Here is a 23042-nt window from a genome sequence, read left to right on the forward strand (position 1 = left end):
GAGAGAAACAAGGGAGACACCTTATTCTAGGGCCGACCCGAGAGAGGCACAAGCGGAACCGAACGCGGTCGCCGACCTTCGACGCGACCCGCGGCACCCCCCCGAAACCACGACCGCAAAAAGAAAAAGCTCCCAACCTTGTGATTGGGAGCTTTGCGATCGAACGCGCGGACGATCAATGACCGGTGGTAGACATCACCAACGGCGTCTTGAAGACCGGCTGCTCCAGATTGACACAGCTCACCATGTTCAGGATCGTGACATCCGGCCAGGTGGCGTACAGCGACTCGAACGAGCAGCAGGATTGCGAGGATGCCTCGGGCACCTGCACGTTGACGTTGGTCAGCGAGATGCTGTCGACCCGGAAACCGGAACCGACGGCGGCACCGTCGGTGCCGTAGCGAAGCTCAAGGTAGAGCTGACGGCCGGCCTGATTGGCGCTGTCCAGCGCCCCGGCGCTGAAGGTGCTCTCGGCCCAAGTTTCCATCGCGGCGGCAAAGCCGTCCTCGCCGTTGTTGCAGAACGAGGAACTTGCCTGACCGGACGCGTTGTAGGTGCGCCCTCCGTCGGGCGCGATCACCGAACGGCTCGCATCGGTGGCGTTCACCAAGGCCAGGTTGGCGCGGTCCCACCAGCCTTGACCGAACTCTTCGATGTCGAAATGGGTTTGGATCGACAGGGTCGAATCGCTGGAGAGTTCCATCAGCGGCGAATAGGCCACGTCGCACACGTTGTGGGTGTTGGCGGAAGACGCCAGGTAGAATTCGGAACCGCCGGCGCCGTCGATGGCATTGCTGCGCGTGAAGGTCCCGGAAATCGCCTGGAACCCGTTCATGTCGGTTTCGAAATCGAAGGTCGCGACCGGCAGCGTTTCCCAGTTACTTTGGGTCTTGTCGAAGGTGTAGGACCCGGTGGCGCCATCCACCCCGTCGGCCTCGGCCACAATTTCCACCTCGAGCCCCGCATTGAAGCTCAAGCCCGACGCGGTGAAGGCCAGGGTGACCGGGGCGCCGGTGCAATCGCCGGTCAAGCTCGCGGCGACAGTTTTGGGCAGGGTTTCGTTGAGCACGATGTCCGGTTGGTTGGGGAAACGCACTTCGGTGATGCGCACGTTGGTCAACGCGTTGTTACCCAGGTTGAAGGCCGAGACGCTGATGACCGCGTCTTCGCAGTTGTCCAAGAAAATATCCCCGTCACCCGAGGTGATTTCCAGATCGGCCACGAACCCCAGGGCCAGTCCTTCCGGTCCTTCGGGTGTCACGGTCACACAGCCGCTCGAAGGTCCGAAACAGGCCTGACCGGCACCCATCGGCACGACCAGATAGGTGTACTCCATGCTGGGTGCCAGCTCGGCATCGGTGAAAGAGGTGCCGGCGGTTTCGGTCAGCAGGTACTTGCCCAGGGCACAGGCGTCGACGCCCTCGGAACGATAAACCCGGTAGGTGTCGGCGTTGGGCACGGCGTTCCAGGTGAGTTCGGCGCCGAGGCTGGTGGCGGCGGCCTGAACCGTCGGTGCCGCGGTGGGGCCGTTGGCACAACCGCTGTTCTGAACGGTGAGGCTGTCACAGGCGATGCCGTGGCGGTCGAAGGCCGCGAAAATCGCGGTCATGTGGGGCGTCCCGTTGTCCAGGTTGCCGTCGTCGTCGTCGGCGGCCAAGTAGTTGAGATAGCCGTTGTTGGCACCACAACCGCCGGAGCCCTGGTTGCATTGGAAGGCTGCGCCGACACCGCCGGAGCCCTGGAAGATCAGGTGTGCGGTGAGTTCGTGCAGCGCACGTTCGTCGAGTTCGGGGAAGGCTGCGGGAAGATCGCGCTTCCAGAGATCCCAAACCGCCTCGGCATAGACCTGACCCTCGCAGTGCACGCTGCCGCCGCAGGGGCCGCCGCCGCCGAAGGGCTTGCAGGTGTCGTTGGCCCAGGTCACGTTGTGCGGGCTGTTGGATTGGCGCTTGCCCCAATCGATGTCGCGCACACCCGTGCAGTCCAGGCAGGGATCGCCGAAACCGCTGCAGTTGATCGTGCGGAAGTTGCGACCGATGCAGGAGGTGTTCAAGCGAATCGCGGCGAACAGGTCCGCGATGCCCTCGCCCGGGGTGGAAATGCCCGGCGTCGCATCGGCACCGTCCATGCCGTGGCCCCACTCGTGGTCGAACACCCCGGCGATTTCGCCGGTGTTGTTACAACCGCCGCCGGACTTGAAGAAGCGCAACCCGCCGGGGCCGCCCGTGGCGTTACAGGTATCGTCGATGTTGACCTGAACCGGCAACGGTGAACGCACCCAGTCGTTGTCCGGCAGGTGCCCGCGACCGATTTCGACGATGCGGTTGATTTCGTAGTAGGCCGAACGCGATGACTTGGTGTTCCCCGCCGAACGGCCGGCCGCCACGACGCAGTCCGTATCGCCCGGCGCATCGCCGAAGCCCAAATCCAGGTGGTTGGTATCGGTGCTTTCCTCGAAGGTACCGCAAACGTCGTTGATCACCACGTATCGGCCCGCGAGTGTACCGATGACGGTGGTGTTGTTGCACACGGAGATGTTGCCGCCGCCGTCGGTGTAGAGGGTGCGGCCGGTGGAAGTGGTCACCGGCAGGAACGGAAAGGGATAGTCCTGCTCCTGCCCCTCGGGCCCCACCCCGTCGTTGGTCAGGGGATACACGCCGCCCGATACGGTGAGACTTTCCGCGAAATAATGGCTGGTGTCCTGGAACGAAAGAACTTCCCCGTTTTCAGCGTCCACAAGCGCTTCCCACTCGGGAATTTCACCGGAGAATTCGGGGGCCAGAACCCAGCAGAGGCGATAGTCGTAGCCGTCACCGAAATGCTGGTTCGGCGTGTGGCGGTTCTTGGCCATGGGAATGTACTCGAGTCTGGCCTCGTGGCGAAAACCGTCGAAACGCAACGACTCGCCGAGGTACTCGCTCAGGATGTGCTGGCTCTCCGCTTCCGAGATTGTCGCGGCCCGCGGCGCCACATCGCCCCAGAAATGGGCGCCGAACAGGACCAGGTTCCCGTTGTTGACTGCCGCGTTGATGTTGCTGTGCCGCACGGGAATACCGTCGATCGCGCGCGGGATGTAGATGCGCACCAGCTCGCGATCGCGGTAGAAGGTCACTTTGTGTTCGGCTCCGAATTCGGAGGGATCCAGGTGGAGCTGCTCTTTGTATTGCCCCAGAAAATCAGTGAATGCGGTCAACACGGCTTCTTTTTCCTGGGCGACGCTCTTGAACGACCGATTCCAGGAAATCTTGTTGCCCACGCCATTGCCGGGCATCAACGGACGACTGAGCAACACCGTCCCCCAACGGCCGGAGAACCCGTCCACCCGGCTCGCCTGAACGTTGGCGCCGAGCGCGCGGAGATCGGCGTTCAAACGGCCCTGCTCGGTGGAATCCACCTCTTGCAAAGACTGGTAGGCCTGGTTCACTTCGAGATCGGCATGACGGTAACGGACCCGTTCCCAAATCGAATCGTACTCGGGAGTGGTTTGGGCGAGGAGTGCACAAGGAAACAGGACAAGACATATCGCCAAGCAACGCCTGGCAACGGGTCGATGAATCGCAAAAAGCATAGGTACTCCAATTGATTTTTTTACGCGCCGACATTTGTGGCGCACCTGCGAGCAAACAGGCCGTATATTGGGGGCCATGTCATTGAGAGAACCATGGATCGTCGAGCGGGCGAATACGCCATCGCCAAAGATCGAGCGGAATCGGAAATCTTGAGAAATGCGAAAAATATATAAATGATCCCCTAAAAAATATCTCACCATAGCACAAGAGCTCGGGAATGAGCATCTCTCTGGTTTTGGAGGAGTAAGGATTTGATTCCAGGACTCGGACGCAGATTGGCGACACGAGTACCCAGCCGAGAGGGCGCACGGACGAAGCCTTGTTTGCCTGGTGTCCCGGCACCGATTTCCAGATACCTGGACCCGGCTTTGTGTGACATGGGCCACGCCCGGCGTTCGCATCGCGGTCGCCAAACCGTCATTAGGAGTGTCGATCCCTAGCGGGAACGCCCCCGTGGGGCTCCGAAAACAACGGTTCCCTTGACGACCCCCATGATGACCGAATCCCGGCTGGAACGGAAGAATGCGAAGCCCCCGGATTCCAAAAACTTGCCCGACGGAGTGACTACAAGTTTTCAAGGTAATTTAATTAACTTATCGCGTCAATTTTTAGGCTTTTTAACTTATCAGCCTATCATGTATCATGATTTTAGCGTCAGTAGGACGTGAGTTTGTTTTTTGCGAGTTGCCATGACCCTGGTTCGGCCCTATCGGAACGCCATTGCCGTTCAAATCGACCAAATGTATCGGGATTGCCGGTATCTGGATGCCTACCGCGCGACCCAACCCTACTGGTCCCGCCCTTCACTCGCGGCGCGGCTCACGGTCGAAGAACTGGTCCTGGCCGCCCGACTGGCCGCGAAGCTGGGAGGCAGCCGCGAGTCGCGCATCCTGCTGCGCGAAGCACGCAAGCGATCGCCCCAACACCCCCAGGTCCGCTTCTTCGGCAGCGACGGGGAACCCTCTGGCGAACCTCCGTTGAATCAACTGCGCGATTTTGTGGAAGATCCCGATTTCGGATCGGAAGACCCCGCCCTGGATGCCCGGTGGGTTGCCCAACACGCCCAGATCTTCGCCCGTTACCGCGACTTCGAATCGAGCACGTTCTGGATGACGCGAGCCCGCGAGCTGAATCCGGTTTGCCCCTGGCTGGACCTCCACCAGGCCCATATCTGGATGGAAGCGGGTCGCTGGGACGACGCCCTTCCGTTGGTGGAAGCCGTATACGCCCGCCAGCCAGGCTGCACCTCGGCGGCCCACGCCCTGATTATTTGTTATGGTTATTTCAACAAACTTCCAAAGGCCGCGGGCCTTTTGCTCCAATGGATTCAAGCCGGCGGCCAGTCTCTGGAGATTCTGCAACTGGGCCTGATTTACGCCTTGCACGCCCTGGAGCGCAATAGTGGCGGACAGGTTCGCGAACAATTGCTGCCGCTGGTTCAACTGGCCCGGCGCCTGCCCCATTACGCACCGCTGGCCGATCGCACCACGCGCCGTCGGAACCACGCCATTCAGGCCGAACTCGCCAAGCAACTCGGCGACCACGGCTCCCTGGCCTTCCACGCGAAACACGCCCGTTCGGAGCACGTCGACGACCTGTTGGCGGCCCTGAAGGAAAAGGCCAAAGGGCGACGGATCCTGCTGAAACATCCGGTCATCCGCCAGAAACACAACACCTGTATGCCCGCTTCCTTGGCGACCTGCCTACAGACGCTCGGACTCAAAATCGACCAGGACGAGTTGGCGCGGAAGCTGGCCTACGACGGCACCAACCCCTGGCGCGTGAAACGATGGGCCGAAGAAAACGGACTTTGTTTTCGACCCTTCCTGGCGCATCGCGATACTTTTCTGCAACTGTTGAAACGCGGTATTCCCAGTGTCGCGACGTTTGTGCACCCCGGAATGGGTCACGCCTGCACCGCGGTGGGATTTGACACGACCACCGATTCCCTGCTCTATCACGACCCGAGCGGCGATTTTCTCGGTGACATCCCCCTGAAATCCTATCTCGACCAAAACGGACCCATCGGACCTCTCTGTTTCGCGGTCATTCCCGAGGAGATGTCGAACCGGGTGCGCGACGTCGTTTGGCACCAAGCCCGAGCCGCGGAACGCCTGATCGAGTTTTGGTGCCACCACGAAAAAGGGGCGCTGGCCAAGTGTCGCGAAATCGCCGAGGCAGCGAAGTCATGCGATCCCGAAAGCCCCCTGACGCGCTACCAGAGCGTGCTTTGCCGGCAGATGGCCGGCCATTGGTCGGAAACGCGACACCAGGTTCGCGACCTCTTGGAGACTCATCCCCGGTCCACCAGCCTGCAAATGCTGTATCTGGGTACCTTGCAACACGATCGAAACCCCACCGCCTATCGCGCGGCATTACGGGCGATCGTGGAGGGCCTTCGCCTGCCGGAGCTCGAAGCCGAGGTCACCATCTTCCCCCACACGCAATTCCACGCGGCACTCGCCCAACAGCTCGCCCATTCCGCGAAACACCAACCAAGCGCGGCCCGGGTCATCGAACGCGGCTTGCGTTTGCAGCCCCATCAGGCCGATTTGTGTTTTGCCCTGGGTCAATGGTTGATGCGAACCCAGCGCAATCGGGAGGCGCTGCTGCCCCTGCGCCTGGCGGCCACGCTACACCTGGAAAACGATGTCTTCGCCCGCGGCTACGCCTGGGCCTGTCACAAGCTAGGCGAAAAGGAACGCGCGCTGGGCTTCCTCGCCCAAAGAGCCGAACACCTGTGCGCGGAAGCCGGTGGTGCCGGGCCATGGATCGAATACATTCGGGCCGCGGAAGCCTTCGGTCGACCGGACCAGGCGCTGGAGATCCTCGAGAGCAGCCTGGAACGGCGTCCCGAAGACGGAACGCTCTGGGCTTTCGCCTCCGGTTTTCTCATGCAATACGGGAAGCGGGAGGGTGCGAAACGGGCCTGGAACGCCACGCGTCGCTTGGCCACCGAGGAAGAGCGACTCGAGACAGGCACCCTGTTGCACGCCCACACCGGAGATCACCAAAGGGGCCTCGAGACGGCCGAACGATGGGTGGCTCTCAACCCAAATCATTTGGGTGCGAGACGCGCCCTGATCCAATTCGTCGGGCTCACGCAGGGTCCCGACGCGGCCGCGGCACTTCCGGCCCGATGGCATCGGGAACAACCGGAACATCGCATGTTGGCCCAACTCTACCTGGAACAGTTGACCGAATCGGCCGCCACTCGGGAAGATCGGCTGCGCTTGATCGAGCATCTGAACGAACGCTTGGCGGAACAACCGGGTGACGATTGGGCCCTTCAGGTTCGCGCCTGGACCTGGTTCCACCTGTGGCAGGCCAGTTCGCGGGCGGATCGAGCCGACCAGGAAGCCCGTCTGGATGCGGCGGTGACGGAGGCCCTGCACGCCGATCCGGATCATCCGAACCTGACGGAACTGCAGGGAGCCATCGCCTTGGAGCGGGGCGAACCGGCGTTGGCGGAGCAACATCTCACGCGGTTGCTGGCGCACGATCCTAACAACTACGCCGCATTCAGCCATCTGTACCAAATCTATGCAAGCAGGGACGGCGGGGAGCGCGAGGCCTTGCTTGCCACCATCGAGCGTGCCTTTTACGCGGCCCCTCACCATTTCGAACCAGCCGAGATGGTGAGCCTGTGGATGTGCGAGCTGTTCGGCTTCCCCAAGGCCGAGGCTCAGGTACGGCGCTGGCTGGACACCCGCCCGGACGATCCGATGCTGGCTCACGCCTGGATCAACCTCCACCTGCGCGAGGGCGCGGGCCTCGAGTCCCTGAGACGGGTGAAGCCCACCCTGCAACGCATGATGGACCAACATCCGCAACACACTTCTTTTAAATTGACCCTCGCCGATTTCTACTTGAGCGGCGGCAAGATCGACAAGGCGCTCGCCCTGTACCGGCACTTGACCGAACGGAATCCGTCCGACACCAAGATGCGGGCGAGCTATGCCGAGCTCTTGGTCAAAAAAGGTCACCTGGACGACGCACTGGTGCAGTGGCGCAAAGTGGTTCGCCTCGATCCCTTCGCGTTCGACGGCTATCGCGCGACTGCCCGGATCCACCTCCAACGCGACCAGACGATGGAAGCGCTGGACGTGGCGCGGAAAGGGGCCGAACGCATCGTTCACGATCTGTCGGCCTGGGAAATGGTGCTGGATCTACTGTGCCAACTGAATCGCACCCAGGAAGCGGAGCAACTGGCGCGGGAGCTGCCGGACCGCGTCAACGACCGCGCCATGGGCCTGATGTTGCTGGCGGAGACGCTGAAACGCGAACAATTGGCCGGCCAGTTCGACGAGGTCAAGGCCGCCTATGCCGCCGTGTTGGAACAGCGTCCCAACCATTGGCCGGCCATTTACGAAATGGTGAACTGTCACTGTGTGGAACGCCAGTTCGACAGCGCTCGCGACCTGCTGCGCCAGGTCAAGCGACGGAACCCGACCCAAACCTTGGTGGAACCGATGCTGGCCCTGGTCGATCGCGTCGAGGGTCACAACGACCGTGCCTTGGACGCCATGCGCCGGCACCTGGAGCGCACCCCGGCCGACATCTGGGCGTGGCAGCTCGCGGTTCAGTGGACGCGCGAGGACAACGCGCTCGAAGTCGGCAACGATCTGCTGCTCTACCTGAACGAAGACCTGTTCGAAAACGTGGAACTGGGCCTCATCAAGCTGGAGTTGGAAGAGATTCTCGGGTTTCCCGCGCCACGGCTGGTGGAGAGCTGGGAGCGTCTGGCCAAACGGTTTCCCAGTTCGGAGGATCTTCAGCGCCATCGCTTCGATTTCTGTTTCCGCAACGGCCTGGCGCGCCACGCCGCGAATGCACTGACCGACCTGGCGGCGAGCATCGCTCCCGACGACGCCGAAATCCTGATACGCCACACCCAACTCGCCTGCCTGGAAGGGAACCAGGATGTGCTGGTCGATCGGCTACTGGCGATCGGCGCTCCGGATGTCCGAATCTCGGAGGACCGCCTGGAATACCTGTTCGATCAAATCGACGAGCACTTTTTGCTGCGCCCGGCCCTGGCGCGTGTCCTGGAAAAGGTGGAGGCCGGCACCGAAGTTTCGCCGGGATTCGTGGGTGCCGTCATCGGCTTCAGCGGCAGCCAAAACTGGTGGGGGGTCCTGGCCCAGGTCGGCCGCCTGCTCGAACCCATAGCTCGAAAGGAACCATGGCAATACTACCTGGCCATGGTGCTCGACGCCCTCTCCGACGAGCACGGTCCCCAGATCGTGCTCGCCTGGCGGGAGGCCAATCCGGACCTTAGACCCGAGACTTCCGTGCTCTGGAGCGTGGTATCCTGCGCCTACATGAGGATGGGGCAATGGGACAACCTATGCATCTGGCTGGATGCCTGGCAGGATTGCGGGGATTTTCCGCTTTCCGCCCAGGTCGAGTACCTGGTCGGGCTGCGCGGGCTGGGTCTCTGGCACGAGATCGAGCCCAGGGCGCGTGCCATCCTCCAAAGCCAGCCGTCGGATCGAAGTGCGGCACATACCGTCGTCATCCTCATGAGCGCGTTGTTGGTTCGCGGCCAGGACCAGGCGTTCCTGTTCGAGTTTCTGACCTGGGGTTCGCTCGTGGAGCAAGCGTCCGAACCCTGGTACTCGGTACTCGCATGTTTTGCCGCGCTGCTCGACACCCAACGCGTTCGCGATCCCAACGCACTGAATGCGCGCTTTCGCCTGGCCGCGCAGGAAATCCTGGAACCCCAAAATCCCCTGCGCCAGGTGTGGCGCGAGTGCATGAAACGTCGCCTGTCGTTGGGTAGGCGCATCACCTGGTCGCTCACCCGCAAGCTTGCCTGAGCCGCCGCATTCCTTTTCTCGATACCCATACCTACCCGAGAACCTCGATACAAATCAAAAGATGGGAGAGTGAGCACATGCTGCATGGATTTGGTGCACACCTGGAGGACATTCGTCGGCACTTCGGAAGGCCGCCCCGGACGGGTCCCGATTCGCGGGAGCACTGGTCCCGCCCGATGCCGGGCTGGCTGGAGGCCGCCCCCGACCGATCTCGGCTGGCCGCCTTCTTTTCCGAGCAACCGGAAATCCTGGAGCGCGGCGACGTGGTCTGGGGCATGTTGGTGCAGGCGCACGAGGCACTGTTCGACGCCGACGGCGAGTTCGAGGCGGTCCCGGGCGAGTTCGTCTATTCCCGCGACCCACACTACACCGAACACTTGGCCGAGTTGCGCGACATCGCCAAAGACGTCTATCGCCTCAAGGATTATCGTCCGCGGAACGAGCCCTTGATGCGCTTCGCCGAAAAGGTCTTCGACGCGCACGACGAGGTGTTCGACCTGCCCGTTCCAAAAATCCTCACGAACGGACGCGACGTGCGTTTCAGTCACCTGATCGTGCACCGTGAACACCTGCCCGAAGGGTACATGGCCAAAACCTGGCTGCCCCTGATCGCGCCTCCCGAAGGCCTGCACCACGCGGCGGTGGTCAATCGGCATTTCTGGCCGCAAGCCTTGGTGGAAACCTGGCTGGGCGGCACCTGGCAGGCCGACGTGTTCGCCCCCGCCCCCATCAAGCGCGAATTGCCGGCGCACCTGCCCGCCCAACCCTCGCTGGGATAGCTCGGCTTCGAACCCGAGCTTTTCCAACGAATCGCCGCTCAGGCCTATGGGTTTCAGGTTGGAACCTAATCGGGGTGAATCGCCGGGGAGGCCACGCATTTGTGAGGTGGGCATCGTTGCAGTAGGTGCCGGGCCCGCTCAGGGCGCCGGGCCGCCTCGTCGAAGGGATCTCGACTCGGAATTCCCGAATCAGGAGGGAGCCGTGGTGCCTGGAGGTGAGGGGGCCGCCCAGACCTGCCTGCTCCACCAATCGAAGCGACCTAACATGGATAGAAATCGATCATCGGGAGATCTTGAGGCCCGACTTTTCTGCTTCGCTCTTTTACCCGTTGGTCTCGCGAAGCCTGGGCCACTTCGAAGTGTCGGCCGGGCCGGCCAACCTACCGCGATTCCGACCCTCGCAGCATGCGGGAACCCCTTTCATGGATCACTTCGAAATGGTCATCCGGCGGGTTTGCCGCCCCTGGCGCCCCTACCTGACACCGGTTTGCATTGAGAATCTGCCGGTTCAGAGGAACCATTTCAAAAAACGGCTGATTCCGGATGGGCGCTGATTAGGGAGTGGGATTACTGGTCGCGCTGACGTTGCCGATCGCCGGTTCACCGATTTGGTTGAAGACGAAGACGACACCGGTCAAGGGCTGATCGGCGGAGGTCGCCGTCATGGTGACGTTCTGATCGATCCCGGGAAAGAGCCCGTCGGTCGTGACCGCGACCGGCACGCCCGGCGCCAATCCGCGTCCGGTCTCGGTATCGGTGCGCAGCAGGTCGCCGGCCGCATTGTGGAAGGTCAGGGTCACGTCGGTGGCGGCAGCGCCCACATTGACGATGACCGGCGCGGAGATGTTCCCGTCGATCACGGGCAGGTAGCCGAACAGAATGGTGCGCCCATAGCGGGTGCCCTCCATGGTGCCGTTCTCGGGCATGGCCACGGCCACGCCTTGGGACGGCGACAGCCCGGAATCGGTATCGCGGTTGAACGTGACCCAGCGACCGTGAATGGTGGTCCGGTCGGCAGCGAGTTCGACGGTGAAGCCCGGGCCACGGTCGAAATTCGGGAACAGGGTGGCGACCCCCTCCTCCAAGAAGCCGTTGGCGGGTATGGTGCGGCTGGCGGTCGCGGTGCTGCCGTCGGTGCGGCGCGCGGTCAATTCCACCTGCGCGGCCGTAGAGCCGTAATTGTTTGCAACCAGGGTACTTTCAAAGCGATCGGTATAGGAAAGCCAGGAGTACATCCATCGGCCGACCGCTTCGAAGCCCGAGCCCCCGTTCTCGATCCCGACCATCTCGGCCATCGCCGCCACATTCATTTTGAGCACTTCCAGGCCCATCGAGATACTGACGTTGTCGGCGGTGTCGGTCGTCCGGTGGTAGCCGGAATAGCTGTCCCAATCGTTTTCGATCGTCAGCAGGGCCGGGACACCGCGGTTGATATAGGGCACGTGGTCCGAACCGAAGGGGTTGAAACTGGTTACGACGCGCAAATTGGTGTAGTCGGTGGCAGCCGTGGAAAAGGCTTCCACCAGCGAAGCACCCACCTGACCGGACTCCAGCAGGACATCCAGGTCCTCGTCCCCGGTGTAACCGATCATATCCATGATCAACACACCCTTGACCTTGCTCAGGTCATCGTTGCCGGCGAGTCGGGCCGCGTGGTCGAAACTGCCGAAAAGGCCCTGTTCTTCGCCGGAATAGGCGATGAAGAGGATGGTCGATTTGGGCTTGGCGGCCGCCAATACGCGTGCCATTTCCAGCACGCCGGCCGTGCCGCTGCCGTTGTCCTCGGCGCCTGGTGCGGCGTTGGTGGGGTCCTCGGAAATACTGTCGTAGTGGCCGCCGATGATGTACCAATCATCGGGGCGCTCGGTTCCCTCGATCACCGCAATGACGTTCTGGACGTTGGTGCCCGAAAAGGTGAAACCCTGGGTGGAAACCGTCAACCCCTCGATCGCCTGGAACTGGCCAATCAACCAGTCGCGCGAATCGGCGATCTCGGTGCCCAGTGAATAGCGATTGAATTCGGCGAGGCGGGTGACGTCGCCGAGCCAGCGATCGCCGTCGATTTGATCGACCACCGCTTGGATCGCGGGATCCGGCGCGCGCTTGTGCTGCTGCGCGGTCCGGTTTTCGTGCTGGGCGGCCAAGACGCTGAAGGGTTCCAAGCGACGGAAATCCAGGTCGTGGGCATGGGCGCCGTGCGCCAAGTGGCGCGGCGGCTCGGCGTACATTTGAACGACGGCGCGGCGACCGGCACGGGCCAACTCGATGCCGTCCAGATTCGGCAGGGTTCGAAAGTGATCCAATTTCACGACGTACAGGCGTTCGCGGTCGACGCCCACGTCGGCGAACACGCGAATCACCGGGGCATCGGCAGCCGCATTTCGAATCAGGCTCTGGAGTTCGGCATCAGATGCCAGAACGAGGAGCGACGGTCCCATTTCCACCCACCACGCGAAGGCGGGGTTCTGCTTGAGGGCCGCCACGCGGTCCGGCCCCACGCGATCGATATCGATCAAAGCGTAGCGTTCGTCGCCGGACCAAACGGGCAAGGTCGAAAAAAAGAAAAGGGCGACACACAAGGCCAATCCGCGACAGGAGCGGATTCGATTCGGGTTGCTGAGCGACATGTTTCCTCCATTGACGGCTGACAGACATCCATTATAAGTCACCGTGTAGTACGAGCTCTTGAAAAGACTCCCCCACCCTATCAATCTCCACGCCAACTCGGCGTGGGGAGGTTTCCAGCCAAACGAGTGCCGGAAACGTCGTTTTCCACTCCGACCAGTGATGGCCGCGGATGTTCATCACTGAGTCGCCAGGGTGGAAAAACTTCCCAAAACTCGGCAAAGAGAAATTTAGTCCACGAATCACACGAATTGACACGAATCAAAGCACTTCCAAGGGACTGTCTCCGTCATGACCTGAATAATGAAGCAGGAACCCCTGAATATCGGAAACCTGGAAAAACCAGCCATTTGGTGGCACAACACGACCTTGCTTTTCCTGGCTTCGACTCTTCCAGGTTTCCTGATACAGATTCGACGACGGCAAGACCCATCTCAGGTGGAATGCACCACTGAGTCACCGCTCAGGCCGGGGGCCGGATTGCCGGTGGTCCGGCACACCGGCCACCGGGTTTCAAGTGGGTAACTAATCGAAGCGAATTGCTTGGAGTTCCCGCAATTGTGAGAGGGGCGTCGTGGCAGTAAGTGCCGGGCCATACCGGCCGTACCCGCCCAGGGCGCCGGGCCGACATTTTTCGACGAACTCCCCGCACATTCGCCTTTTTAGGTTTTTATCTTTATCTTCGAACTTTACAGAGTTTGTTACATACAGAGTCACCGAAGAGATTAAACCGGCCCAACCTCGGAAGAACCGCTTGGGTGATTTCTCGGATTAGAACCATTTGGTCCACGAATCACGCGAATCAACACGGATCAAAGCACTTACACGGCACTATCGCCGTCATGCCGCCGGAATCCGTGTCAATCGGTGTGATTCGTGGACAAACTTTTTTTCCAAAGATGAACCAAAAAAGGATCGTTTCGAAACCCCTCGGCTCGCCCCCTGGCAAGACATTGACCACCTTTCGGGGTCACACACTGCCAGTCGTTTCCTCGGGGGGTGACTCGATCGACCGCTGGCCCGCGTGGCGGTCGACAAACCTAACCGACGCAGCTTCAACGTTTTCTCTTGGCGTCACGGGTCAGGCACCCGTAAAGTTAGGCCAGATCCGGCCGGCTCTCTCCCGTTCGCCACGACGCCGCGCCGCGATCCATTCGTATCCCATCGACAGGCTCTCGGGTGACTCATGCTCTACGTGTTCGATTTGGTCGGTGTAGCCGTGTTCGCCGTGTCCGGCGCCCTGGTGGCCGCGCGTAAAGGTATGGATCTGTTCGGCGGCATGGTGTTGGCCGTGGTGACCGCGATCGGCGGCGGCACCATTCGCGATCTGCTGCTGGACGCGCCGGTCTTCTGGATCGGCGATCCGACCTACGTGATCGTGGCCGGCGGCGTCGCCCTGATCACGGAAATCTTCGGACCGCGCATCCTACCGCGCGGCAAACCGCTGCTGTTCGCCGATGCCTGCGGTCTGGCGCTCTTTACCGTGATGGGCGCGGCCAAGGCGAATGCGACGGGAACCCCGGCGATCACGGCCGTCGTGATGGGTGTGCTCACCGGCGTCGCCGGCGGCGCGATCCGCGACGTGCTCGCCGGAGACATTCCGCTGGTGCTGCGCAAAGAGATCTACGCCACCGCCTCGATTTTCGGCGCCACCGTCTACATTCTGATGCGCCACCTGGAGCTCGGCGCCCAGCTCGCGGCCTGGACCGGGCTCTTCGCCACGCTCCTGCTGCGACTCGCCGCCATTCGCTGGCACCTGCAACTGCCGCGTTTCCTCGGTGGACCGGAGTGAGGGTTCGTCCGATCGCGCTCGCCGCTCAGCCGCCCAACAAGGCCTTGATTTCGGCGCGATACCGTTTGAAATCCGGACTCGTTTCGGCCGCGTAGTTGAAGTTTTTGAACAAACCCGTCAGGCGTGTGAACAGCTTGCGTACCGCGTCCTTGTCCGCGAGGTTCGGTTCGTGGGCGACCACCTCGGCCACCATGGCGAAGGTGACCTTCTGGCGAGCCAACGAGGACGAGGCATCCACGTCGTCGAAGGCGTCCTGCTGCAGATAGACCATGTCGACGAAGGTCGCCCGCTGGTAGTCGAGGTAGTCCTCCAGGCTGATGCCCTCCTCACCCGTCACCTGCATCATGTGGGCGACCTCATTGCCCCGCTGCAGCAAGCGCAGCATCCGTTCCACGCGCTGCGTCCAATCGGGATCCATTTCGCGGTCGAACCAATCGCGAAGCTGTTCGCGGTAACGGCTCCACGACAGACTGGGATCGACTGCCGGGTAAAACCGCTTGTAGGCTCGCTCCGAGCTGAGCCCCAGAAAGGTCTTGACCGTGCGCATGGTCGACTGGGTCACGGGCTCTTCGAAATTCCCGCCCGCCGGCGAAACCGTGCCGATCATGGTCAGGCTGCCGACGCTGCCGTCGTTGGTGCGAATCACACCGGCCCGTTCGTAGATGCCGCGGACGGACGAGTCCAGGTAGGCCGGGAAGGCCTCCTCGCCCGGAATCTCCTCCAAACGCCCGGACGTCTCGCGCATGGCCTGGGCCCAGCGCGAAGTGGAGTCGGCGATGATCAGCACGTGAAAACCCATCTGGCGGTAGTATTCGCCAAGGGTGACACCGGTGTAGATCGAAGCTTCACGGGCGGCCACCGGCATCGACGACGTATTGCAGATGATGATGGTGCGATCCATCAGGGAGCCACCCGTGTGGGGATCGATGAGGTTGGGGAACTCGGTGATGGTCTCGACCACCTCGCCCGCGCGCTCGCCGCAAGCGATCACGATCACCACGTCGACCGCCGAATAGCGCGAGATCAGGTGTTGCAAAATGGTCTTGCCCGCCCCGAAGGGTCCGGGAATGCAGGCCGTGCCGCCACGTGCCACGGGGAAAAAGGTGTCGACCAGGCGCAAACTGGTCACCATCGGTTCCTCGGGATACAGCCGCATGGAGCTGCGCCGGCGCAACAGTGCAGCGGGAATCGGGCGCCGCACCGGCCAATGCATGGTCATCGTCAGCGTGCGTTCGCGACCGTCGCTCTCGACGACCCGCGCGATCGGGTCGTTGACGGTGAAATTGCCGACCTGAACCCAATCGACCGTGACCTCGCCGACCATGTCGAACGGCACGAAGATTTTATGGGTGAAGCGATCTTCTTGCACCGAACCGAGCACGTCTCCGGCCCTCAACACGTCGCCGATCTTGGCCGTGGGCGTAAATTTCCAGCGCTTGTTGGGATCCAACCCGTCGACGGCGGTGCCCCGCGGCAGAAAGAACCCGTGGAGCACGGCGAGGTTTTCCAGGGGATTCTGCAGGCCGTCGTAGACCTGGCTGAGCAGTCCCGGCCCCAGGGCCACCGACAGCAATTGACTGGAAAGCTCCACCGCATCGCCGATGGCGATCCCGCGGGTATCCTCGAATACCTGGGCGTCGGCTTCCCGACCACGAATGCGCAGTACTTCGGCCTGCAGGCGTTCGGCGGGATTGGAAGAGGGCCGAATGAAGACGACCTCGTTCTTCATGATGCCGTGGCGCTCGCCCTCCTCTTGGAGTTCGAAGGTGACGATGTCGTCGCGAACCACGATGACTTTGGCCAAAACCGATGTTTTTTCGCTTGTGTCGATCACGAGATATGCTCCAAAAAGGGTCGCGAAGAGACCATTGCCTCCGCGACCAAATCTTCGAACAACGCCGGCGCGTGGGTATGGGCGCAGCCGGTCCAGCGCGCGATCAGGTGCCAGCGCTGAACGTACAGCGCCACCGCTTCGAAATCGAAATAGTGGCGCGCCGCAACCCGGCTGTGGTCTTCCCATTCGATGGCGAGCAGGCGTTTTTCCAATTCCCAGCTCAATCCCTTGTTCAGGAGCTCGGCGACTTCCGGTAGCCACGGCATGAGGTGCTCCATGTGGAAATAGGGATACTGCAGGTGGTTTTCGATGTAGCGGTCCCAGGGCCGGTAACCCCATCGTCCGGCATTGCCGGGGGTGCCGCCGGCGAGCCGATAACGCAGCGCGGTCACCACGGTCCGCAACGCGAGGCGACGCTCGATCACGGTTTGAAGATCGGGATGCGGCACCCGGGCCAGGGCGGCGGTGGTTTCCGTGACGATGCGCCCATCCTCGATGCCCGGCTTGTTCCAGGCGTAGATGTTCTCGATATCGGCCAACACCTTCGTATCTTCCTCGCTGAGCATGCGGAGCCGCTCTTCCAGCCGAATCCGCGTGATGGGCAGATGCTTGTTCTTGAACAGGCTCGGCAAGTGCGGCAATGCGGTGATCAGGGTGTAGTAGGTGTCGGCCACGGATTCCTCCGGCTCAGTGAATCACGCCTTCCATCAGGGCCAGGAATCGCGGTTGCAGGTGTTGCAGCAGCAGCTCGGCCACCGCCCCGTCGCTCATGTCGACCTCGATGTCGCAATCGACGATGCGAACCCGAATGCCGTTTTCGTGTTCCTCTCCCGGGTAGAGCACCACGCCGTCGCGCAGCAATCCGGCCGCCACGCTGGAAACGAAGTCGTCGACACTGCCCTCGCGCACCTCGACCGGGTTGCGCCGCAGCTCATCGACGTCCACCAGCTTTTCGGGAAGCAGCAGCTCCAGGCGCTCGCGGCGTTCCAAGTCGGCCTCGTCGCGCAGCCGACCCGCGACCTCGAGAATCAGGCGCCGCAGCATTTCGCCATCCTTCATCTCCATGGAGACCAGACGCTTGATTTCCTTGGAGAAACGGTTCAAAAGAATGTCGCGGGTGCGCAGCACCGAATCGCGCGCGGCGACGCGCAAGGCCTCTTCGCCCGCGTGTTTCAGGGTTTCGGCCTGCTGGCGCGCTTCGGCCAGGATGGCGTCGGCCTCGGCTTTGGCCTGCTTGACCAGGGCGTCCGCCTTGGCGCGCGCCTCCGTTTCGATCTCGGCCGCCTGTCGACGCCCGGCCTCGACGCCCTCGTCGCGCAGGCGCGCCAACAGCGTTTCCACCCCGGATGCGGTGGGATGCGGTGTTTCGCTCACGACCACCTCCTCTCGTTCAGGTCGGAATGCCGGCACTGATGACCAGCGCGAAGATGAAGGCAAAAACAGCGAACCCTTCGACAATGGCCGCCGGTGCCACCGACAGGCCGAAGATTTCGGGTTTGGACTTGGAGACGTTGATGGCCGAAGCACAGCACTGCCCCTGACGGATGCCGCTGTACAGAAGGGCCACACCGGCCAGGATCCCGACGGCGAACAGGCCTGGCGCATTCTCCAGGTTGACCTCGCGGTTCAGTGAAAACATCACCACGATGCCGTAAATCGTTTGAGAGGAAGGCATGGCGGAAAGGCCGATGTACCTGCCGTGACCGCGATCCGTTTCCAACAGTGCGCCGCAGGCGGCTTGCCCCGCCAGCGCACAACCGATGATGCTGCCGATGGCGCCCATCGCCATCGGCCCGTACAAACCGGCCCAACCCAATGCAATCATGAACGGTTCCATGGATCGATCTCCTTTTTGGCGAAAGCCCGGAAGGGATATCCCTCTTGGGAAATGCTCCAGTTGTAGAATTCGATGAGGTTCAAACGCAGGCCGTGGACCACACCACTGACCACGGCCAACACGAAGTTGAGTGCGTGCCCCAGAACCAGCAACATCGCGGCGAACACGATGCCGATCCCGGCGAAACGCTCGGCCACGTCGGCGGCCATTTGGTTGAAGGTGGTCGCCAGGGAGGCACTGGCCAAACCCAGGGCGAACAACCGCAGGTAACTGAGCACATCCCCGAATGCCTTGGTCACGTCGGTCAGGCCCTTGAGGCCTTCGAACAAGCGACGGCCGATGCCGGCCGCGCCGGCGAGTGGTGCGCTCCCGGAAAAGAAGAGAACCGCACCCAGGCCGAGGCCGCCGGAGAGCCAACTCACCAAGGTCGGTTCTCCCTGCAGCCAGTAGGCGGTGCCGGCCGCGATCAGGAAAAACCAGCCCAGGGGAGCCAGGGCGATGGACGAGCCACGGGCGGCCCAAGCTCGCGCCAGGTTGGCCACCGCGATGTGAATGATGCCGATGAACACGGAGAGCCGAATCATGGCGTCGAAATCGCGGACATCCAATATGGCGACTTGGGCCAGAAACGGCGCCGGTGGTGGCGTCCCGAAGTAACTGCCCACCAGGGCGCCGTACACCACGCCGGCGAGACCCATGGCCAAACCCAGCAGGCCCAGCCGCCGGCCGCGCGGCGAGCGCGACAGTTTGCGCCACATCAACAGTGGGAACAGGGTGAAGACCAGCGCATACCCGGCGTCCGACAGGATCAGCGCAAAAAACACGGCAAACGAAAAGAAGATGACCGCCGAGGGATCCCAACTGCCGTAGCCGGGCGTTTGGAAGAAGTTGACGATGTCGGCGCCGGCCGCCACCTCGGGCGGGTTTTTCAGCAGGGTCGGCGGCGCGTCCTCGGCACTCGGCGCCTCCCACAGCAGCGCCAAGCCGTGCTGTGAAGCGAAGGCCGCCAGTCGTTCGCCCGTATCCTCGGGCGCCCAGCCGGCGACGGCGAACACCTCGCCCGCATCGAGGACCACGAGCTCGGCCCGATTCAGCGACAACCGGTTCTCGTAGTCGGCCTTGCCCGAAAGGAGCAGGTGGATCCACCGCGTGAGCTGGGTACGCTCGATGGCCGCCTCTTCCATGGCGATCTCGACCCGGTCGAGGTCTTCCTGCAGCCGGGCCAAGGTGATCGAGCCGGTGTGAACGCGCGGCACCGGCATGGCGTCTTCGGGCGGTTCCGTCTTGGACACGACCACCAGGTAGGCATCGCGATTGTCGCGGTGCACCACCTGCCACACCAGGTCGGAAGCCACGACCCGCGCCATCTGGTAGTGGGGCAGGATGTAGAACCACAGCTTGTAACCGCTCAGGTCGTCCAGATCCGGGAAATCGAAATTGCCCCAGGGCTCCAGGTTCTCGATGCGATCGATCAGGGCTTCGCGGCGATCTTCCAACTCGCGCATGGTTTCGCGTATCCGGAGCGCGTCGCGGGTCACGGTCGCGGGATCGAAATCGGTGGGGTCCTTGATCTGGCGACGCTTGAACGGTGCGGCCAGCAGGAATGCGATCGCCTCGGTCAGATCCGCGTCCACTTCACCGATGTGGGCCGTGGCCGCGGTGGTTTCGGAAAGCGTTTCGAGATGAAGCACCCCGAGCGCCTGAAGCCCGGCCAGCACCTCCCGTCGCTGATTGGCGAGCCCGATCAAAGTGGCCTTGCGGAGGTCGACGATCGTCATGCGCCCTCCCGCTTGGCCTTGGCGATCTTGGCGCGAACCACTTCCGCGCGCTCCTGGTCGGCAAGGAACAAATTGATCTTTTTGATGTTGGCCCGTGCTTGGGGGATCAGGACCTTGTCCAACAAGTTGAGGCGCTGGGTCGTCTTGCGCTGGGCCTCCTCGAGCAAGCGCAGGCGTCGCTCGAAGATCTGCTCCTTCACGCGCAGTTCCAGGACCTCGCGCATCAGGATCACCAGGCGATCCACCCAATGGGGCATGCCCAGATAACCGTACTCTTTGTAGCCGAACCGAACCTCGCCCATCACCGGCAACCGAATGCCGACCAGGTTCTCCCACCGGAGATCGACCTGCGTCACCCAGACGAGCCCATTGCAATCGATGCGACCCGTGCCCAACATCGGTAGATCGCGACCGACCTCTTCGCGATAGGTCCGCAACGTGTCGCGCAGCTCGGCGAGCGCCGTCTTTTGATCCTTTTTGGCCGCCATGATCTGGCGACGCTTGAGATCCAGCGACGGCAGGAACTGCGAAAATGCCGAGAGGCGGCGCTGTTCCCGACTCAGGGCGCTCTTGTTGAGGATCAGGCGACTCATTCGCCCACCTCCACCTCGACGGCGGACTCGGTTTCGGGCAGGTACTTGTCGACGAGGTTCTGTTTCATCAGCAGTTCTTCGGGATCGAAACACTCGGCCATGGTGCGCCAACACAAATCGAGCGCATCCTCCAGGTCGAGCGAGACCTCGATGCCCATGAACCGTTCGCGGAAGAGGCGGCCGAACCGCAGCAGTTTGTGATCGTAGTCGGAAAGCTCGAAGGACATGGCGTGTTTCTGTTCGGCATCGCGGGCACCGGCGAAAAAGCGGATCATCGCGTTCATCACCTGGGCGTGGTCCTCGCGGGTGACCTTGCCGATCACGTGCTGCTTGAGGCGCGATAGCGAACCGAAGGGGTCGATGACGCCGTTGTGCAGGTAGAACTGGCCCTCGGTGATATAGCCGGTGTTGTCGGGCACGGGATGGGTGACATCCCCTCCTGGCATGGTCGTCACGGTCAGCACGGTCACCGATCCGGCCCCGCGGAACATGCTGGCCTTTTCGTAGCGGCGCGCAAGTTGGCTGTAGAGGTCGCCCATGTACCCGCGGTTGGAGGGCACGTGTTCCATGGAGATGCCGATTTCCTTGAGGGCATCGGCAAAGGCCGTCATGTCGGTCAGCAGGACGAGCACGCGTTTGCCCTCGTCGACGGCGAAGCGTTCGGCCACGGCCAGAGCCAGGTCGGGAACCAGCACCGTTTCCACGGTCGGGTCCGAAGCCAGGTGCGAAAACATGATCGTGCGGCTGAACACGCCGGCATCCTCGAAGGCCCGCTTGAAATAGTGGAAATCGTCGAAGATCAGGCCCATGCCGCCGAAGATGACGATGTCGGCGTCGGCCTGAATGCCGATGCGCGCCAATAACTTGTTGTAGGGTTCACCGGCAACCGAGAAGATCGGGATTTTCTGGCTCTCGACCAGGGAATTGAAGACGTCGATCATGGGCACGCCGGTGCGAATCATGCGCGAGGCCAACATGCGGCGGGCGGGATTGACGGAGGGTCCGCCGATGTCGATCTTGGGGTCGTGGTCGAGCCCGGGCCCGCCGTCGATCGGGGCACCGACGCCGTTGAAAACGCGACCCAGGATGTGGTTGGCGTAGGTCACCTGCATCGGGTGACCCAGGAAGCGCACGGAGGCACGGGTGGAAAGGCCCTTGGTGCCGGAAAAGACCTGGAGCGAGACGCAATCGCGATCCAGTTCGATGACCTGGGCGAGGCTGTGCATTTCACGGCGCTGTCGATCTTCGATCACGGCGAGATCGCGAAACCGAACCGGTTTGCCGTTGCCCGCGCCGTCCGCGGGTACGTGCACCTTGATGATGTCGCCGACGATTTCCAGAATACGGGAATAGCTGATCATAGGGCCCGTCCCAGCCGAGATTTCGGAAGCATTCATATCGGGCGATGGGTTTGAAATCGGTGGTGTTCTTCGGCGAAGGGTATCGTTTTCGAAGAACCCGCAACAGTGGCAAAGACACAGGAAAAAAACAACGTAGGGAGCGACTTATCTTAACACAGGCGGCGAACCACACCCGGGATTTTTCGATCTGGCGCGACGTTCTTTGAACGCGGATTCAGCCGCCACCCATCGAAATTTCTCGGCTGGGTGTACCCGCAAGTCGAGAGCGACGTCAGGCCAGGTAGGTGCGACCGCCGGTCGCACATTCCGAAGCTTTGGGGCTAGGAGTACCCGCATGTTGTAAGAGGCGTCGTTGCAGTAGGTTGGTCAGGGGCGGTAAGCCGGCCCGGCCGACATTTCGAAGCGATCTCGATCGGGAGTTCCCCCATGTCGAGAGAGACGCCGTGCCTGTAGGTGAGGGGGCCGCCCAGGCCAGCCTGCTCCACCAATCGAAGTGATCAAGATCGGGAGTCTCCGCCAAACTCACAAGAGACGCAATGCCAGGTAGGTGCGACCGCCGGTCGCACATTCCGAAGCTTTGGGGCTGGGAGTACCCGCATGTTGTAAGAGGCGTCGTTGCAGTAGGTTGGTCAGGGGCGGTAAGCCGGCCCGGCCGACATTTCGAAGCGATCTCGATCGGGAGTTCCCCCATGTCGAGAGAGACGTCGTGCCTATTCGGTTCATCCAGCGGGCTTGCCCCTCGTGATTGACCTTTCTGGCTCCACGAATCTCTCCGCTGGCGGGAACTCTTGGCAACATTACTTCGGCGAAGGGACAACGTCGAGCCGATGCGTACTGTTCTTCCTGTAACGTGTTTGTTCTATGCACGTTGCTTCGATTGGTAGAGCACGCTGGCTTGGGTGGCTCCCTCAGCTACCGGGCACCACGCCTCTCTCCTGATTCGGGTACCCCGAGCTGGGATCGCTTCGTCTGGTGCGACCAGCGGTCGCACCTACCGGGCACCACGCCTCTCTCCTGGTTCGGGTACCCCGAGTTGGGATCGCTTCGTCTGG

Annotated in this window: 12 protein-coding genes; 3 read left to right on the forward strand and 9 right to left on the reverse strand. The window is 62.1% G+C overall.

The features are described from left to right. Positions 1-175: 175 nt before the first annotated feature. On the reverse strand, positions 176-3568 hold the full coding sequence (locus J3U87_RS27605; protein ID WP_237379012.1) for a hypothetical protein: 3393 nt from the start codon (positions 3566-3568) through the stop codon (positions 176-178). Positions 3569-4258: 690 nt separating this feature from the next. Here J3U87_RS27605 and J3U87_RS27610 point away from each other — a divergent pair. Further along, positions 4259-9391 (forward strand): tetratricopeptide repeat protein, encoded by a 5133-nt coding sequence (locus tag J3U87_RS27610; RefSeq protein WP_237379013.1) that lies wholly within the window; start codon positions 4259-4261, stop codon positions 9389-9391. A 77-nt stretch (positions 9392-9468) separates the two neighbouring features. Then, positions 9469-10170, forward strand: a complete 702-nt coding sequence (locus J3U87_RS27615) for a hypothetical protein (protein WP_237379014.1) — start codon at positions 9469-9471, stop codon at positions 10168-10170. A 554-nt stretch (positions 10171-10724) separates the two neighbouring features. Here J3U87_RS27615 and J3U87_RS27620 read toward each other — a convergent pair. After that, positions 10725-12797: a M28 family metallopeptidase gene (locus tag J3U87_RS27620; protein ID WP_237379015.1), complete on the reverse strand. Its 2073-nt coding sequence runs from the start codon at positions 12795-12797 to the stop codon at positions 10725-10727. 1184 nt (positions 12798-13981) lie between these two features. Here J3U87_RS27620 and J3U87_RS27625 point away from each other — a divergent pair. After that, on the forward strand, positions 13982-14587 hold the full coding sequence (locus tag J3U87_RS27625) for a trimeric intracellular cation channel family protein (protein WP_237379016.1): 606 nt from the start codon (positions 13982-13984) through the stop codon (positions 14585-14587). A gap of 25 nt (positions 14588-14612) precedes the next feature. On the opposite strand, the gene J3U87_RS27630 is transcribed toward J3U87_RS27625, so the two are convergent. Genes J3U87_RS27630 through J3U87_RS27660 form a run of 7 tightly spaced genes read right to left on the reverse strand, consistent with a single transcriptional unit; the run spans position 14613 to position 21990 of the window. Then, positions 14613-16421, reverse strand: coding sequence for a V-type ATP synthase subunit A (locus J3U87_RS27630; protein WP_237379017.1), 1809 nt, complete (start codon positions 16419-16421; stop codon positions 14613-14615). After that, positions 16418-17095 (reverse strand): hypothetical protein, encoded by a 678-nt coding sequence (locus tag J3U87_RS27635; RefSeq protein WP_237379018.1) that lies wholly within the window; start codon positions 17093-17095, stop codon positions 16418-16420. The genes J3U87_RS27630 and J3U87_RS27635 overlap by 4 nt, the downstream gene beginning before the upstream one ends. Positions 17096-17108: 13 nt before the next feature. Continuing rightward, the gene (locus tag J3U87_RS27640) at positions 17109-17795 is read right to left on the reverse strand and encodes a hypothetical protein (protein WP_237379019.1); all 687 of its coding nucleotides are present in this window, start codon (positions 17793-17795) and stop codon (positions 17109-17111) included. 16 nt (positions 17796-17811) lie between these two features. After that, positions 17812-18258 (reverse strand): ATP synthase subunit C, encoded by a 447-nt coding sequence (locus tag J3U87_RS27645; RefSeq protein WP_237379020.1) that lies wholly within the window; start codon positions 18256-18258, stop codon positions 17812-17814. After that, positions 18243-20036: a V-type ATP synthase subunit I gene (locus J3U87_RS27650; protein ID WP_237379021.1), complete on the reverse strand. Its 1794-nt coding sequence runs from the start codon at positions 20034-20036 to the stop codon at positions 18243-18245. Before J3U87_RS27650 ends, J3U87_RS27645 begins: the two co-directional genes overlap by 16 nt. Beyond that, positions 20033-20629, reverse strand: coding sequence for a V-type ATP synthase subunit D (locus tag J3U87_RS27655; RefSeq protein ID WP_237379022.1), 597 nt, complete (start codon positions 20627-20629; stop codon positions 20033-20035). The genes J3U87_RS27650 and J3U87_RS27655 overlap by 4 nt, the downstream gene beginning before the upstream one ends. After that, a complete protein-coding gene (locus tag J3U87_RS27660) occupies positions 20626-21990 on the reverse strand; it encodes a V-type ATP synthase subunit B (RefSeq protein WP_237379023.1) in 1365 nt (454 codons plus the stop codon). Before J3U87_RS27660 ends, J3U87_RS27655 begins: the two co-directional genes overlap by 4 nt. Positions 21991-23042 lie beyond the last annotated feature (1052 nt).

The organism is Sulfidibacter corallicola (assembly GCF_017498545.1).
GTDB lineage: Bacteria > Acidobacteriota > Holophagae > Acanthopleuribacterales > Acanthopleuribacteraceae > Sulfidibacter > Sulfidibacter corallicola.